This window comes from Streptosporangium longisporum, assembly GCF_039534895.1.
GTDB lineage: Bacteria > Actinomycetota > Actinomycetes > Streptosporangiales > Streptosporangiaceae > Streptosporangium > Streptosporangium longisporum.
Genome location: NZ_BAAAWD010000002.1, coordinates 68,969 through 83,639, shown reverse-complemented (window position 1 = coordinate 83,639; position 14,671 = coordinate 68,969). Strand labels below are relative to the sequence as shown.

14 protein-coding genes are annotated in these 14,671 nt (G+C 75.0%); 7 read left to right on the top strand and 7 right to left on the bottom strand.

Annotated features, from left to right (window positions below):
- Window positions 1-61 precede the first annotated feature (61 nt).
- Both ABD832_RS00895 and ABD832_RS00890 read left to right on the top strand, forming a co-directional pair.
- On the top strand, window positions 62-523 hold the full coding sequence (locus tag ABD832_RS00895; protein WP_344887542.1) for a pyridoxamine 5'-phosphate oxidase family protein: 462 nt from the start codon (window positions 62-64) through the stop codon (window positions 521-523).
- Window positions 524-854: 331 nt separating this feature from the next.
- Window positions 855-1,826, top strand: a complete 972-nt coding sequence (locus tag ABD832_RS00890) for an ArsR/SmtB family transcription factor (RefSeq protein ID WP_344886917.1) — start codon at window positions 855-857, stop codon at window positions 1,824-1,826.
- A 35-nt stretch (window positions 1,827-1,861) separates the two neighbouring features.
- On the opposite strand, the gene ABD832_RS00885 is transcribed toward ABD832_RS00890, so the two are convergent.
- Window positions 1,862-2,440 carry a TetR/AcrR family transcriptional regulator gene (locus tag ABD832_RS00885; RefSeq protein ID WP_344886915.1) on the bottom strand — a complete coding sequence of 193 codons (579 nt, stop codon included), beginning with the start codon at window positions 2,438-2,440 and terminating at the stop codon, window positions 1,862-1,864.
- Window positions 2,441-2,592: 152 nt separating this feature from the next.
- Between ABD832_RS00885 and ABD832_RS00880 the strand changes: the two genes are divergently transcribed.
- Both ABD832_RS00880 and ABD832_RS00875 read left to right on the top strand, forming a co-directional pair.
- Complete coding sequence (locus tag ABD832_RS00880; RefSeq protein WP_344886912.1) at window positions 2,593-3,036, top strand: nuclear transport factor 2 family protein; 444 nt, start codon at window positions 2,593-2,595, stop codon at window positions 3,034-3,036.
- A gap of 223 nt (window positions 3,037-3,259) precedes the next feature.
- Entirely contained in the window at window positions 3,260-3,781 is a 522-nt protein-coding gene (locus ABD832_RS00875) for a CGNR zinc finger domain-containing protein (RefSeq protein ID WP_344886910.1), read from the top strand.
- Between the two features lie 59 nt (window positions 3,782-3,840).
- Here ABD832_RS00875 and ABD832_RS00870 read toward each other — a convergent pair whose 3' ends face one another.
- Window positions 3,841-4,755: a helix-turn-helix domain-containing protein gene (locus ABD832_RS00870; RefSeq protein WP_344886908.1), complete on the bottom strand. Its 915-nt coding sequence runs from the start codon at window positions 4,753-4,755 to the stop codon at window positions 3,841-3,843.
- 151 nt (window positions 4,756-4,906) lie between these two features.
- Here ABD832_RS00870 and ABD832_RS00865 point away from each other — a divergent pair, with 151 nt between their 5' ends.
- Together ABD832_RS00865 and ABD832_RS00860 are read left to right on the top strand one after the other, a co-directional pair.
- Window positions 4,907-5,932 carry an alpha/beta fold hydrolase gene (locus tag ABD832_RS00865; protein WP_344886906.1) on the top strand — a complete coding sequence of 342 codons (1,026 nt, stop codon included), beginning with the start codon at window positions 4,907-4,909 and terminating at the stop codon, window positions 5,930-5,932.
- A gap of 280 nt (window positions 5,933-6,212) precedes the next feature.
- Window positions 6,213-7,019, top strand: coding sequence for an SDR family NAD(P)-dependent oxidoreductase (locus tag ABD832_RS00860; RefSeq protein ID WP_344886904.1), 807 nt, complete (start codon window positions 6,213-6,215; stop codon window positions 7,017-7,019).
- 67 nt (window positions 7,020-7,086) lie between these two features.
- On the opposite strand, the gene ABD832_RS00855 is transcribed toward ABD832_RS00860, so the two are convergent.
- Genes ABD832_RS00855 through ABD832_RS00845 form a run of 3 tightly spaced genes read right to left on the bottom strand, consistent with a single transcriptional unit; the run spans window position 7,087 to window position 9,399 of the window.
- Entirely contained in the window at window positions 7,087-7,896 is an 810-nt protein-coding gene (locus ABD832_RS00855) for an isocitrate lyase/PEP mutase family protein (protein ID WP_344886902.1), read from the bottom strand.
- Window positions 7,893-8,747: a cytochrome P450 family protein gene (locus ABD832_RS00850; protein ID WP_344886900.1), complete on the bottom strand. Its 855-nt coding sequence runs from the start codon at window positions 8,745-8,747 to the stop codon at window positions 7,893-7,895. The genes ABD832_RS00855 and ABD832_RS00850 overlap by 4 nt, the downstream gene beginning before the upstream one ends.
- A 10-nt stretch (window positions 8,748-8,757) precedes the next feature.
- Window positions 8,758-9,399, bottom strand: a complete 642-nt coding sequence (locus tag ABD832_RS00845) for a TetR/AcrR family transcriptional regulator (protein WP_344886898.1) — start codon at window positions 9,397-9,399, stop codon at window positions 8,758-8,760.
- Window positions 9,400-9,485: 86 nt separating this feature from the next.
- On the opposite strand from ABD832_RS00845, the gene ABD832_RS00840 reads away from it, so the two are divergent.
- A complete protein-coding gene (locus ABD832_RS00840; RefSeq protein ID WP_344886896.1) occupies window positions 9,486-10,883 on the top strand; it encodes an MFS transporter in 1,398 nt (465 codons plus the stop codon).
- Window positions 10,884-10,907: 24 nt separating this feature from the next.
- Here ABD832_RS00840 and ABD832_RS00835 read toward each other — a convergent pair whose 3' ends face one another.
- Complete coding sequence (locus tag ABD832_RS00835; protein WP_344886894.1) at window positions 10,908-12,263, bottom strand: serine hydrolase domain-containing protein; 1,356 nt, start codon at window positions 12,261-12,263, stop codon at window positions 10,908-10,910.
- A gap of 38 nt (window positions 12,264-12,301) precedes the next feature.
- The gene (locus ABD832_RS00830; RefSeq protein WP_344886892.1) at window positions 12,302-14,662 is read right to left on the bottom strand and encodes a HelD family protein; all 2,361 of its coding nucleotides are present in this window, start codon (window positions 14,660-14,662) and stop codon (window positions 12,302-12,304) included.
- Between the last annotated feature and the right edge of the window lie 9 nt (window positions 14,663-14,671).

Sequence of the window (14,671 nt, the reverse complement as noted above, 5' to 3'; positions counted from 1 at the left end):
GGGATTCCAGGGGTCTCGTCACCGGGCGCCCCGGCCGTCGGGCCCGGAGCCGGTGAGCGACATGTGGGAGGCGGTCCCCCGGCTGCTCGGCGGCAACCGCTACCTCGTGCTCGCCACCGCCGACCGCGAGGGACGGCCGTGGGCCACCCCCGTCTTCTTCGCCGCCCGCGACGAGGACCGGCTCTTCTGGGTGTCGGCACCGGACAGCAGGCACTCCCGCAACATCGCCGGACGCCCGGACGTGGCGATCACGGTCTTCGACTCCCACGCGCCCGTGGGCGGTGCCGAGGCGCTCTACCTGGAGGCGGCGGCCGGCCCCGCCGACGATCCCGTGGCGGCCCTGACCGCGCTCAACGCCCGCCTGCCCGCGGGCAAGGAGCTCACCGGCGACGACCTCGCGCCGACCGGCTCCCTGGTGGCCTACCGCGCCGACGTACGAGGGCACTTCGTCCTGGTCCGGGGCGGGGACGCGCGCTTCGACAACGTCACCGACGCGCGGCTCCGCGTCACACGCCCCCGATGAGCGGGCCCGGCCGCCTCCTTCGCGGCCCGCGAGGACCCGTGCGAAAGCCGGCGTGATCGGACCTCCCCAGCCCTTCCCGATCACGCCGGCTCGGTCCCCCCCACCCCGGGTGGGTCGCAGGTCACCCGGGCACAGCGGGCGTGTGCGCGCGTCCGGCACACGGCGGGCACACGCCGGCGCACGAACCCCTCGCGGCCGGATCCGATGAGACGCGTCCGGTCGCGGGTGATGGCCGCTCGTGCGATGACACCAGTGAACAGCGTTCGGTCGCCGCGATGGAAATGATTCGAGTGGATTCGAATCCGGCGGCAGGGGTGTTATCGTCTGGACCATGATCCGGTTGGGGTTCGGCGTGCGGACGCTGAGCAGGACCCGGCTGTCGATCTCTCCCGCCATGGAGGCCGCGAAGTGGCTGCAGCTGGCCGCGACCGGCCGGCGGCACCCGGTGTTCGGTGATCCCGGCCCCGCCGCCAGGGGCGTCCTGCGGCATCCGGACGTGGCGCTGGTCGCCGACCTGATACCCCCCACGTGGGGCGACTACATGCCGGACCTGCTCACGCCGAAGCCCCGGGCCGGTTCGTGGAAGGAGATCCTGCACACCCAGATCGCCGAGATCGAGGCGATCGGCCAGGACGACGTCGACACCCAGGTGCTGTCCGTCGCCGTGGCGCACTGGGGCCGTCCCCCCTCCCCGCGGGTCCGGCGGCTCGCCGAGTCCGGTCACCTGCAGCGGCGTCTGGCCGCCGGCCTGGACCGGTTCTGGCACGAGACGCTCCACGACGGCTGGCCGTCGTTGCAGTCCGTCCTCGACAACGACATCGCCGAACGCTCGAAGGTCGTCGCCGAGCACGGCATCGGGCGGATGCTGGACGAGATCCATCCCCGGGTCGCCTGGAACGGCGACACCCTGACCATCGCCGGCCGGCACGACGCCGCGATCGACCTGTCCGACCATGACGTCGTGCTGGCTCCCAGCGTCCTGAACCGGACGGATCTCATGTTCCAGTTCGACGACGCGCAGGTGACCGTGTACTACCCGGCCCACCGGGTCGGCGCCACCGGCCACCGCGGCTCCGCGGAGCTCACCGAGGTCGTCGGCACCGTACGCGCCGCCCTCCTGGGCGACCTGGGGGTCGCCCGCTCGACCGCGGAGCTGGCGGACAGGCACGCGGTGGCGGCCAGCACGATCTCCTACCACCTGGGCGCCCTGCACCGCGCCGGGCTCGTCACCAGGCGCCGGGACGGCCGGCACGTCCTGTACCGGCGCACCCGGCGCGCGGACGCCCTGACCGAACTTCCCTGACCTCCCCGACTTCTCCGACTCCGGACGCGGCCCGGTCAGGTCGCGGCGAAGCCGTGGTGCAGGATGCGCAGCAGCCGCCGCGCGTCGGGGGCGTCGGCCGCCGCGACGGCGGTCGCGCTCGCCAGGGCGAGCATGTCGGCCACCGCGAGGTCGGCGCGGACGGCACCGGCCTGCTGGGCCCGCAGGAGCAGCCCTCGCGCGGTCGACCGCATCGACTCGTGCCACCGGCCGAACAGCTCGGTGCGCCGCTCGTCGCCGCCCTCGGTGGCCGTGAGGGCCAGGGCCCGCTTGGTCGCGATGTGGACGACGAAGCCGTCCAGCCAGGTCAGCAGCGCCCCGCCCGGTGAGGGGTCGCCGAGCAGGGCGGCACCCTGCTCGCAGAGCGCGGTCACCTCCTCGGCGTACACGGCGACGAGCAGGTCGCCGCGGGTGGGGAAGTGGCGGTAGAGGGTCGCGTTGCCCACCCCCGCGCGTCGCGCCACCTCGTCCAGCGCGACCTCGGGCCCGTACTCGTCGAAGAGCTCCCTGGCCGCCGTGAGCAGCGCCCCCCGGTTCCGCGCGGCGTCGGCCCGTCGTGGCCGTCCCGGAACCGCCGTCCTGCCCGTACCCGTCATCCGCCGACTCCATGGTTGCTAACCGGGGTGTTCCCCGCTTAGGGTAGCGGAACAGAAACGGGGAACTCCCCGTTTAATCGTCCCGGGTACGGCCGCACGATCCCCGCGTGACCGGCGGGCCGTCCGGGGCCTCGTTCCAGGAGGGGATCGTCATGGCACTCACGTGCGAGGACCGCGCCGCCATCACCGAGCTGATCGCGATGCACGGCCACCTGTGCGACAGCGGGGAGCTGGACCGGCTGGACGAGGTGTTCACCGCCGACGTGGTCTACGACCTCACCGACTTCGGCCGGGACCCGCTGGAGGGGGTGGCGGCCGTCGCGGCGGCGGGGCGCGCGCTGGGCGACCGGAACCCGGTCGGCCACCACGTCACGAACGTCGTCCTGACCGGGCTCGCCGACGGCCGGGTGCGCGCCCGCTCCAAGGGGATCGGGATCGACGCGGACGGCACCTGCGCGAGCGTCGTCTACGAGGACGGCGTCGTGCGCGTCGGCCGGGAGTGGCGGATCGACCGCCGGAAGATCCTGCTGCGGCGGTTCCCCCTGGGGGCGGGGGAGGCCGTGACCGGGGAGAACGCCCCGCGTCCTCCGGCGTGAGCGGGCCCCGGGGGAACGACCCGCGGCCGACGGCATGAGCGGCCCCGGGCCACCGGCGAGATCGTCCCGCCGGCCGTCGTCTCCTCGCGGCGGGGCGAAGAGGTCGCCGCCGAGGGTCTCGAAGAGCGGGGCCCGCAGACGTACCGGCTCCGTGACGTCGCCCTCGTCCGCCCGGCGCACATCGGGATGGTGTCGCGCGACGCGAGCCTGATGTAATGACCTCATGCATCTCAACCCTTACGGCGAGGACGCCGTGAACCTGGCCGCGGACCTGGCCAACCGGCGACCGGCGAGCGCCGGTGAGCTCTCGGAGCGCTGCCGCGCCGCCGGGCTGCTGGTCGACCGCCCGGTCTCACAGAGGGATCTGGAGAAGACCTGGGCCACGCTGGACGCGTGGGAGAAGGTCGTCGACACCACCGACGAGCACGAGCGCGCCGAGCTGGTCAACCGGATGCTGGCGGCGGCCGCCGCCTACCCGCGCCTGACCGACCACGCCGGCGACGGCTGGCACCTGCACTACCGCGGCGAACAGCAGCCGTTCGGCTCGGTGCTGTTCTCGCTGATCTCCGTCGGCACCGCGCTGCACCTGGCGGGACGGGGCATGCACCGGCTCCGGCGGTGCGCCGTGGCCGAGTGCGCCACGATCTTCGCCGACACCTCCCGGACCGGTCGGCAGCGCTACTGCTCCCAGCGGTGCGCCAACCGCGACGCGGTACGCCGCCATCGCGCGCGGACCGCGCCGTGAGCCCCGGGTGCACGGTCCGCGTCATGAGCCTCGGGTGCGCGCGGACCGCGCCGTGGGCCTCAGGCCAGGGCCGGCTCGCCGTCGCCTCTCGTCCCGGCGCTGACCGATCTCCCGCGTTCCGCGGCGCCGGTGGCGTGGTCGGCCCATGCGATGTCGTCGACCGCCAGCCACGGTTCGCCGGCCAGGGCCACCGGGGTCACGCCGGTGAACGCCACGGTCTCGCGGTGCAGGTGGGACTGGTCGGCATAGCCGCTCTCCGCCGCGACCCGGGCCACGTCCCCACCGGCGACCAGGCGGTGGGCGGCGTGGTCGAAGCGGACCAGCCTCGCGGCACGCTTGGGCGGCAGGCCGATCTGCGAGCGGAACCGGGACCACAGCCGCTTGCGGCTCCATCCGACCTCGGCCGCCAGGGCGTCGACCCGGACCAGGCCACGGCCGGCGGCGATCCGCTCCCAGGCCCAGGCCACCTCCGGATCCACCGGCACCCCCCGCCCGCACCGGCGGGCGAGCAGCGCGTCCGTCAGCGCGAAGCGTTCCTCCCACGAGGAGGCCTCACCCAGCCGCTCGCCGATCCGTGACGCCTCCCGGCCCCAGACCTCGTCGAGGGACACCACGGCGCCGTCCAGCTCCGCGGGGGAGACGCCCAGGATCGCGTGCGCGACCACCGGGGACAGACGCACCTGTACGGCCTCGAAGTTCTCGCCCCGCACCCGGACCGCGCCGAACCCGAACCCGACCCCGGCGACGAGGCTGCCCCGCCGCTGCCGTCCCGAGGCGTCGTCCACGATGAGCGGGCCGGTGCCGAACTCCAGGGCCAGTGACACGGCCGGATGGGGGACCGCCCGGTGACCGGCCGCGGCCGTGCCGCGGTCACGGAACCCGGCCATGCTGACACCGGGCACCCGGCTGGGCCGCTCCGGACGCGCGACGTCCCAGACGACCGCGCCGGCACGCCCGCGCGCGCTTGACCGCATCGCCACATGCTACGCCGGGCCCGCGGGAACATTCGTTCAAGCCCGCGGCGCGCCCGGACGGCGACGGTGAGCCCATGAACCTCTCTTCCACGAGTGATCTCCTCTTCGGCCGGACGGCGCCGACCCGTGTCCTCACGATCGGGGGCCGGGCATGAGACGTACGCGCGGCCGTCGCGTCACCGCCGATTCCCGGTCCTCCGGCGAGAGCCCGGACGTCAGGCGCACGGGTGGCCGCCGCGGACGCCGCGTCATCGCCTCGGTCGTCCTCCTCGCGGTCGCCGGGGCGCTGCTGGCGAACACGGCGCTGGTGTCGCGCCAGGAGACCGGGGCCACCGGGAGCTCGATCCTGCCCCTGGCCGGCGGTGGCGTCCACGTGCTCCAGGACGGCCCCCGCGACCGGCCGGCGCTGGTGCTGATCCACGGGCTGGCCGGGTCGGCCTCCTGGTGGGACCCGCTGGTCCCGCTGCTGACCGGGTCGCATCGCGTCATCCGGGTCGACCTGCTCGGGCACGGCCGGTCGGCCAAACCGGCCGGTGGGGGCTACACGATCCCGGAGCAGGGACGCCGGGTCGGCGAGGTCCTGGACCGGCTCGGCGTCGAGCACGCCACGGTGGTCGGCCACTCCACCGGCGGCTCGGTCGCCACCGCCCTGGCCGAGCAACGACGCGACCTGGTGACCGCGCTGGCGCTCGTCGACTCCGGGCCCCGCATGGACGCCTTCGTCTCGGACGGGTTCGTCGGCCGGATCCTGTTCGTCCCGGCCGTCGGGCAGCTGCTGTGGCGGTTCCGGACCGACACGATCATCCGCCGGGGGCTGGACACCGCGTTCGCCCGCCCCGGGTACACGGCCCCGCAACGACTCGTCGACGACGTGCGCGGCCTCACCTACCACGCGCTCACCGCGACGTCGCAGGCGTCCGAGGACTACCTGAGGCGGCGCGCCCTCCCGGAGCGGCTGGCGACCCTCGGCACGCCGCTGCTGGTCGTCTTCGGCAGGGACGACCGCAGATGGCGATCCTCCTCCGCCGCCGAGTACCGCGCCGTCCCTGGCGCGAGGGTCGAGGTGCTGCCCGGTGTGGGGCACTCGCCCATGCTGGAGGATCCGCCGCGCACCGCCGCGTCCCTGCTGGCCTTCACCGCGCTCCACACCGCGCGGGCGGACCGGCCGCGACGCTGATCCTTCCCGGCCCCGGCCCTGCTCCCGGCCCTGCTCCCGGCCCTGCTCCCGGCCCCGATCCCGGCCCCGATCCTGGCCTCGGTCCCGGCTCCGGCTCCACGCGGCCGGAGGCGTGGCCGGGGCCGGCGGCGCGCCCGGCAGGAGTCCCTCACGCAGGACGCGGGGTCCGAATCCGGCCATGGTTGCCCGTCTCAATCCCGCCAGCCCGGACGGGTGTCCCGGCCATAGCTTTGCCCACGTGAAAGGCCCTCACCGGGCATGCTCGACGAACAGGACACTCATGGATCTGCAGCTTTCCGGTCGCGTCGCCGTCGTCACCGGCGCCTCCAAGGGCATCGGCCTGGCCGTGACCCGTACCCTCCTCGCCGAGGGGGCGCGCGTCGTGGCCGCCTCCCGCAAGAGCACCCCCGAACTGGACGAGCTCGGCGGTGCCGATCTCCTGCACGTACCGGCCGACCTGATGGACCCCGAGGCGCCCGGCCGGGTCGTGGCACGGGCCGTGGAGGAGTTCGGCGGACTGGACATCCTGGTCAACAACGCCGGAGGCCCGCCTCCCGGCGTGTCCCTGCCGCGCTTCTCGTTCCTCACCCCCACCGACGACGACTGGCGGGAGATGTTCGAGTTCAACCTGTTCTCGGTCGTACGGGCCGTCCGCGCGGCCGTCCCGGTGATGCTCGGGCGGGGCGGCGGCTCGATCGTCAACATCTCCACCGGCAGCGCCCGGCTGCCGGCCCCGATGAACGTCGACTACAGCGCGGCCAAGGCCGGTCTGAACAACCTCACCAAGGCGCTGTCGGAGGAGTTCGCGCCGCAGGGCATCCGGGTGAACACCGTGTCCCCGGGCCCGGTGCGGACGCCGTGGTGGACCGACGAGGGCGGCGCCGCCGACATCATCGCCGCCCAGGCGGGCACCGACCGTGACAGCGTGCTGGAGCGGGGCGCGGTGGAGATGATGAAGCTCACCACCGGGCGTCTCGTCGAGCCGCAGGAGGTCGCCGACGTGGTCGCCCTGCTCGCGTCGCCGCGCTCGGCCAGCACGACCGGCGCGGACTTCGCCGTCGACGCGGGGTTCCTCAAGGAGATCTGAGGCCTCCCGCCCCCTCCACCCCGCCCGGCCCGGCGACTCACCGGATCCGCGGTCCCGCCGCGGCCGGTCAGCGGGGGCCGGGGGAGCCCGTCCCGGTGTCCCGCCCGTACCGGTGCAGTGCCTCGACCTCCTCGTAGGAGGGGATGCCGGGGCGGACCGGTCCACCGGCGGCCAGCTCCCGCGCGGTGGTGACGGCGGCGTGCAGCGCCGCGCGGAACAGCAGCGAGCCGTAGCTGATCCTGGCCACGCCCAGCTCGGCCAGCCTGCGTACCGGAAGCTCGGGCTGGACGAGCACGTTCAGCGGCACCCCGGTCCCGGTCACCAGCGTCTCGATGTCCCGTTCGGTGTTCGCGCCCGGCACGAACACTCCGTCGGCCCCGGCGTCGGCGTAGGCGCGGGCCCTGACCGGAGCCAGGGCCGGGGCGTCGGGCAGGCCCAGCCAGAACGCGTCGGTACGGGCGTTGAGGAACACCTCGGGGACCCGCCGCTTGACCACGCCGATCAGCCGCGTCTGGGCCTGGACGCCGGCCAGCGCGGTGCCGCGGCCGTCCTCCAGGTTGACCCCCGCGACCCCGAGGGCGGCCAGCTCGGCGACGAGGTCGGCCACCCGGCCGGGATCGGGCCGGAACCCGTCCTCGATGTCCACGGTGACCGGCACGTCCAGGCTCGCGATCGACCGCGCCAGGGCCACGGTCTCCTCCAGGGTCGCCCGCCCTGCGTCCGGCTTGCCGGCCGCCGCGGCCACCCCCAGGCTCGTCGTCCCGACGGCGGCGAACCCCGCCCGCGCCAGCGCCGCCGCCGAGGCGTGATCCCACGCGCACGGCAGCAGCAACGGCTCGTCGCCGTGGTGCAGGGCCCTGAACCGGGCGAACGTCATCGCAGCACCCCCTCGACCGTCCCGGCCGCCAGGGCCAGGGCGACCCGCGGGGCGGGACAGGCCCGCGGTCCCGCCCCGAACGTCAGGTGCCCGCGCTCGCCCGGGGGCCCGAGGCCCGGATCTCCGGACGCCTCCGGGTCCCGGTTGGCCGCCGCGATGTCGAGCACCACGCTCTGCCCGCCGGGCGACCTGCGGCGCAATGCCCGGACCGGGGGGTCGTCGCGCAGCGTCGCGATCAGCAGCTCCTCCACGGTGGCAGCCGGGGAGGGGGCCGGTGCCGGGTGTGCCGCCCTTGCGGCGGCCAGCGCGCCGCGGACCAGTCCCGCGGTGGCGCCGCACGCCTGGGCCAGCAGCCCGGCCAGCACGGCCAGCCGTTCCGGGGGCGGGTCGCCCAGCAGCCGCGAGAGCAGCGCCACCCCCGCGTCGGCCGCCTCTCGCGTCGCCGCGTCCTCAGTCCCTCCGGTTCCGGGCCCCGGAAGGTACGCCGGGGCGATCGCCGCGACGGCCTCCACGGCGCGCGGCCCGTCATCGGCCGGTACTCCCAGGGCGACGGCCAGCACCAGCACCGGGATCAGCTCCACGGGACAGGGGAGCGGGCCGGGCCCTTTCGAGGCCGTCCGGTACGCCTCGGCGCGCAGCGCGGCGGGGTCCAGCCCGGCCAGCACCGCCTCGCCCGCGGCCCGCCGCTCGGCGTGCGCCGGCCCCTCGGCGAAGCGGCCGACGGCACCGCGCAGCCACGCGACGGTCGGCGCGAACGGCGGACGCGGTACGGGGTCGACGGTGAAGCGGGGGTCGGCCAGCACGGCCCGTACCTCGGCGTGACGGCTCACCACCAGGGGGTCCGATGTCATGGGCCCCAGGCTAGGGGCCGGACACTTCGGCGCCGGCCGAAACGTCGGGGTGGCCGGGGGTGGCGTCCGGCGGAGGGACGGCCAGGATCGAGCGCGCCGTCGCGATGACGAGGCGGCCGACCTCCCCGGTCTCCACACGACCGGCCCGGTTCTCCTCGGCGGCGCCCTTGAGGATGTAGTGCAGGACGTTGACCAGCCAGGAGACCGGCAGGTCGGTGCGGAAGACCCCCTGGTCCTGACCCCGGGCGATGAGCTCCTCGACGCGTCTGGCGGGGGCGGCGTGCAGCTCGCGGAGGCGCCCGGCGGGAAGGGCCTTCTGCGCGGCGATCGACAGCGCCACGGACTCGGCCACCAGGGACCAGCTGGACTCCAGCAGCCGGGCCAGGGCCTCGCGCGCGTCCCCGGCGAGGTCGACCGACGACAACGCCTCCTCACCGGCGCGCATCGCGTCGGCCAGGGCGGCCTCGACCAGCTCGGCCCGGGTGCGGAAGTGGCCGTACAGCGTCATCCGGCCCACCCCGGCGGCCTTGGCGATGTCGTCGACGCTCGCGTCCGGATCACCGCTCAGGGCCGTGCGGGCGGCGGAGACGATGCGGGCGATGCTGCGTTCGGCGTCCGCGCGCCGGCGCGGACCGGCAGAGGCGGTGGGCATGCCGCCACTCTAACTCGTACAGGGATGTACGTGTTACTCTCGCCTCGAAGTCGTACGCCGACATACGAGTTAGCCGGAGCCCCTCCATGACACAGCACGAGATCCACGAGCACCCGTCACGCGACGGTTCACCCCATCCGCTGCGATGGCGCATCCTGGCCTTCCTCGGCATCGCCCAGCTGATGCTGATCCTCGACGTCACCGTGGTCGCCATCGCGCTCCCGCACATCGAGACCGACCTGGGCCTGAGCCGCGAGGCGATGACGTGGACGGTCAGCGCGTACACGCTGACGTTCGGCGGATTGATGCTGCTCGGCGGGCGGCTGGCCGACCTGGTCGGGGGGCGGCGGATGGTCCTCGCCGGCCTGCTGATCTTCACGGTCGCGTCACTGGCGACCGGGTTCGCAGGCTCCGGCGGCATGCTGCTGGGCGGGCGCGTCGCGCAGGGACTCGGCGCGGCGCTGCTGTCCCCGTCGGCTCTGTCGCTGCTGGTGAACCTGTTCGACGGGGACGAGCGCAACAAGGCGCTCGGCGTCTGGTCCGCTCTCGGCGGCGGGGGCGCGGCCCTCGGCGTGCTGCTGGGAGGGCTGCTCACCGCCGGACCCGGCTGGCCGTGGGTCTTCTACGTCAACGTGCCCATCGGGCTGGTGACCCTCGTCGCTCTGGCGCGGATGCTGCCGCGTTCGGGCGTGGCCACGCCCCGGCCCCGGCTCGACGTGCTCGGCGCGCTGCTGGCCACCGCCTCGTCCGTCGCGCTGATCTACGCGATCACCCGGGCCGGGGACCACGGATGGCTCACCGCCACGACCGGGCTGCTCCTGCTCGCGGCCGCGGCCGGGTACCTGGCGTTCGTGGTCAGGCAGAGGACCGCCGCCTCACCCATGATGGACGTCACGATGCTCACCCGGCGCCCGGTGGCCACCGGCACGTTCCTCATCGTGATGGCGACCGCGCTGATGATCGCGGTGTTCTTCCTCGGCACGTTCTACTTCCAGCGGGCCCAGGGCTTCGGCGCGCTGCAGACCGGCCTGCTCTTCCTCCCGGTCGCGGTGGTGACGATGCTGGGTGCCGATCTCACCGGCCGGGTGATCGCCAGGGCCGGGGCGCGTGCCCTGGCCGTGGCCGGGCTGCTCGCCGCCGCGGCCGGCCTGGCCGTGCCCGTCCTGTGGCTGGACACCGTGACCGTGGTGGCGGGCACCGCGCTCGCGGCCGCCGGGACCGGTGCCCTGTTCGTCGTCGCCTCGGCGACCGCCCTGGGCCAGGTGGCCCCGCACGAGGCCGGCATCGCCTCCGGCATCGTCAGCACCTTCCACGAGTTCGGCGCCTCCATCGGTGCCGCCGCCGTCTCCAGCGTCGCCGCGGCCGGCCTGGTGGGGAGCACGCTGTCGGGGTTCACCGACGGCTACCTGCTGGCCGCGGTCGCCGCGGGCGTCGCGGCCCTCGTCGCCGCCGTCCTGACGCCCGGCCGGACCGGTACGGCGTGAGGGCCGCGACGCCCGCCGTCCCGCTCAGCCGCGCCAGCCGCCCTCGTCCACCCCGCCGGGCACGTCCGCCCGCGGGTCGTAGGGGGTGCGGGTGAAGACGAAGGTGTTGAGGTCCAGGTGCACGGGCGAGCCGTCGTGCCCGCGCACCACGCGCAGCGTCTCGCCCGCGTAGTAGCCGTCCAGCCCCAGCCAGGTCCCGTCGGCCCGGGCGGTGAACCGCGAGGCCCGGCCCACACCCGTCATCGGGGTGAGGGAGAGGCCGCCCTCGGGCAGCAGCCGCAGCACGTACGCGCTGGGACCCCAGTACCACGGGCCGGTCAGTTCCAGCAGGCCCGCGGTGTCGGCGACGGGATGCCACTCCTCGGGCAGGCGCGGCTCGTGCTGGTCGAGGATCGCCAGCAGCTCGACCAGCAGGCCGCGGGAGACGCCCGTCGTGGAGTTGGCGGTGAACAGCACCCCCACCCTGTCGGACGGGTCGGCCCACACCGTGGCGAGGAAGCCGGGCATGGAGCCGGTGTGACCGGCCAGGCGGCGTCCTCCCGCGCGGGCCAGCTGCAGGCCCAGGCCGAAGCCGCCGGTCCAGGTGTCGCCGTCGTCCACGGTCGCGGGCTCGCGCATCTCCGCGACGGTGTCCGGATCGAGCACGCCCGCGGTGTCACCGGCCAGGAACGCCGCCCACCGGGCCAGGTCGGCCGGGGTGGACCACAGCTGCCCGGCCGGGGCCATGGCGCCCGCGTCGTGCTCGGGCTCGGGCAGCAGCACGTCTGCCCAGGGGTGCACGGCGTAGCCGAGGGCGTGCGGGGCGCGCGGCCGGGGCGTGGTGTCCTTCATGCCCAGCGGCCGCAGGACCTCCTCCCGTACGGCGGCCTCCCAGCTCACGCCCCGGTGCCGGGCGACCAGCTCGCCCAGCAGCGCGAAGCCCACGTTGGAGTAGTGGAAGCGGCGTCCGGGCCGGTGCTTGACGGTGTCGGGGCCGAGGTCGGCGAAAAGCTCCCCGGCGGGCACGCCCGGGGTCCGCTCCCACCACGCGCCCGGCGACTCCGCGCTCAGCCCGGAGGTGTGCGAGAGCAGCTGGGCGACGGTCACCCCGCCGACGTCCAGGCCGGGCACGTGCTCGCCGATCGGGTCGAGCAGGCCCACCCGCCCCTCGTCACGCAGGCGCATCACCACGGTGGCGACCAGGCTCTTGGTGATCGAGCCGATGCGGTACTGGGTGTCGGGGGTGGGAGCGGCCCCGTCCACCCTGCCGCGCGCGCCGAACCAGGCGAGCTCCCCGTCGCGCACCACCGCGGCGGTAAGCGAGGGCAGGCGTCCCTGCGCCTGTTCCACCGCGATCCTGCGCAGCAGCAGGCGAGCCGTACTCTCCAGAACCGGCGACATCAGATGGCTCCTCCCCGAGGCGAAAAAGTGCCCCCAGGTTAGTGGCGCCCGAGCCGGGAGAGCATGGGCGGCAGCTCGTCCCGGTACGTCACCGTCAGCCTGCGGGTCGCCCGGGTGACCGCCACGTAGAGGTCGTTGCCGCCCATGGGGGCCTGGGTCAGGATCTCGTCGGGTTCGACGACCACCACGGCGTCGAACTCCAGCCCCTTGGAGGCGGTGACGGTCAGCACCGCGACGGGGGAGTCCAGCAGGTCGCCGTGCGCGGGGAACAGCGCGGCGAGCCGAGCGTGCCGGGCGTCGGGGACGATGACGCCCAGGCGACCCTCGCCGATCTCCGCCAGTTCCTCCTCGACCAGCGCCGTCAGCGCGCCGGTGCCCGTCCCGGTGCCGTCGCTGCCGTTCTCACCGTCCGGGCCACCGGGGGAGACGGGGTCACCCAGGTCGAGCCGTACGGCGCGGGGCGGGCTCCCGCCCTCCCGTACCGACTCCGGGGGACGCCGGTCCGGCGCCACGGCGGCCAGCACGTCGGCCGCGACCCGCATGATCTCCACCGGGGTCCGGTAGTTGACCGTCAGGGTCTCCTGCCGCCAGCGGCCCTTGACGTAGGGGTCGAGCATCTCCTCCCACGAGCGGGCCCCGGCGGCCGATCCGGTCTGCGCGATGTCGCCCACCACGGTCAGCGACCGGGCGGGGATCCGGCGCATCACGGCCCGCCAGGCCATCGCCGACAGCTCCTGCGCCTCGTCGACGATGACGTGCCCGTACGCCCAGCGCCGGTCGGCGCGGGCCCGGTCGGCGGTGGTCCTGGCCGGGGCGGGCGCGCGGTGGCGGTCGGCCAGCGCACCGGCCACCATCATCTCGTCCTCCAGCAGGCCGGTGAACTCCAGCACGCCCAGCGCGTAGAGCTCCTCGTCGTCCCCGTCCTCGTCGTCCTCGTCGTCCCAGTGGCCGGCCGGGGCGGGTGCGGCGGCGTCGGCGGCGTCACCGTCCTCGCCGAGAAGCTCGGCCGCCTCGTCCAGCAGCGGCACGTCACCGACGCTCCAGGGCTCGCCGTGCGGTCTGAGCAGGGCGGCGCGCTCGGCGCCGGACAGGCCGGGGGCGGCCGACAGCAGCGCCTCGGGGGAGGCGAGCAGGTCGGCGATCAGCCGCTGCGGGGTGAGCGGCGGCCACAGCGCGTCCAGCGCCTCGCGCACCGCGGGCTGCGACCAGAGCACCTTGCGGGCGTAGCGCAGGTCCTCCTCCTCCGTCGGGCCGTCGAGCCGGACGGCCTCGTCCACGGCCAGTGCCCGGAGCATGTCGATCACGAACAGCCTGCGGGCCACGTTGTGCGGGTGGCGCGCGTTCCTGGCCCGGTCACGGGCGCGCACGCAGGTGGCGTGGTCCACCGTCAGGGTCATCCGCTCGACCACCACCTCGACCCCGTCGCGTACGGAGGTCCGCACCGGGATGCTCACCTCCAGGTCCGCCTCGGGCACGCGCTGACGGTCGGCGAGCGCCGCGGCCACCACGCCCGCCATGCGGAGGTCACCCTTGACGACGGCGGTGGCCGGGGCGTCGGCGGCGACGGCGTGCACCCCGGGGTACAGCTCGCCCAGGCTGGAGAGCACCACGTCGGTCTCGCCCAGGGAGGGCAGGACCTGGCCGATGTAGCGGGAGAACAGCGAGGTGGGGCTCACCACCAGCACGCCCCGGCGTTCCAGGACGTCGCGGTGGGCGTACAGCAGGAAGGCGGCCCGGTGCAGGACCGCGACGGTCTTGCCGGTGCCGGGACCACCCTGGACGACCAGCGCGCCGGGCAGGCCCGAGCGGATCACCCGGTCCTGCTCGGTCTGGATGGTGGCCACCACGTCGCCCATCCGCCCGGTGCGTCCCCGCCGCAGGGCCGCCATCAGCGCGGCCTCGCCGACCAGCGTGCGGCGGTCGCCGTCGCTCAGGCGATCCAGGTCGAACACCTCGTCGTCCAGTCCCGCCACGGTGCGGCCGCGCAGGTGCAGGTGGCGGCGCCGGACCAGGCCCTTGGGGGTGGCGGGGGTGGCGGTGTAGAAGGGGCGGGCCGCCGGGGCACGCCAGTCGGTGAGGACGATCTCGCGGTCGGCGTCGCGCAGGCCGGCCCTGCCGATGTAGAGGGTCTCACCGCCGGTGTCGTCGATCCTGCCGAAGCACAGGTCGCGTTCGACCGCGGACAGCCGGGCCAGGCGGCGGGCGTGCTCGGCCGAGGCGACCTCCCGCTCGATCCTCGCCTGGCGCAGGCCGCCCGTCTCACCGCGCGCGTACTCCGCGTGCAGCGCGGCCTCCGTCTCCCGCCTGACGACGTCGAGCCGTTCGTAGAGCCCGCCGACATAGGCCTGTTCGAGCCGCAACGCCTCGGCGAGAGCGGAGTCGTGTTGACGACGCTCCATATCTTTGGT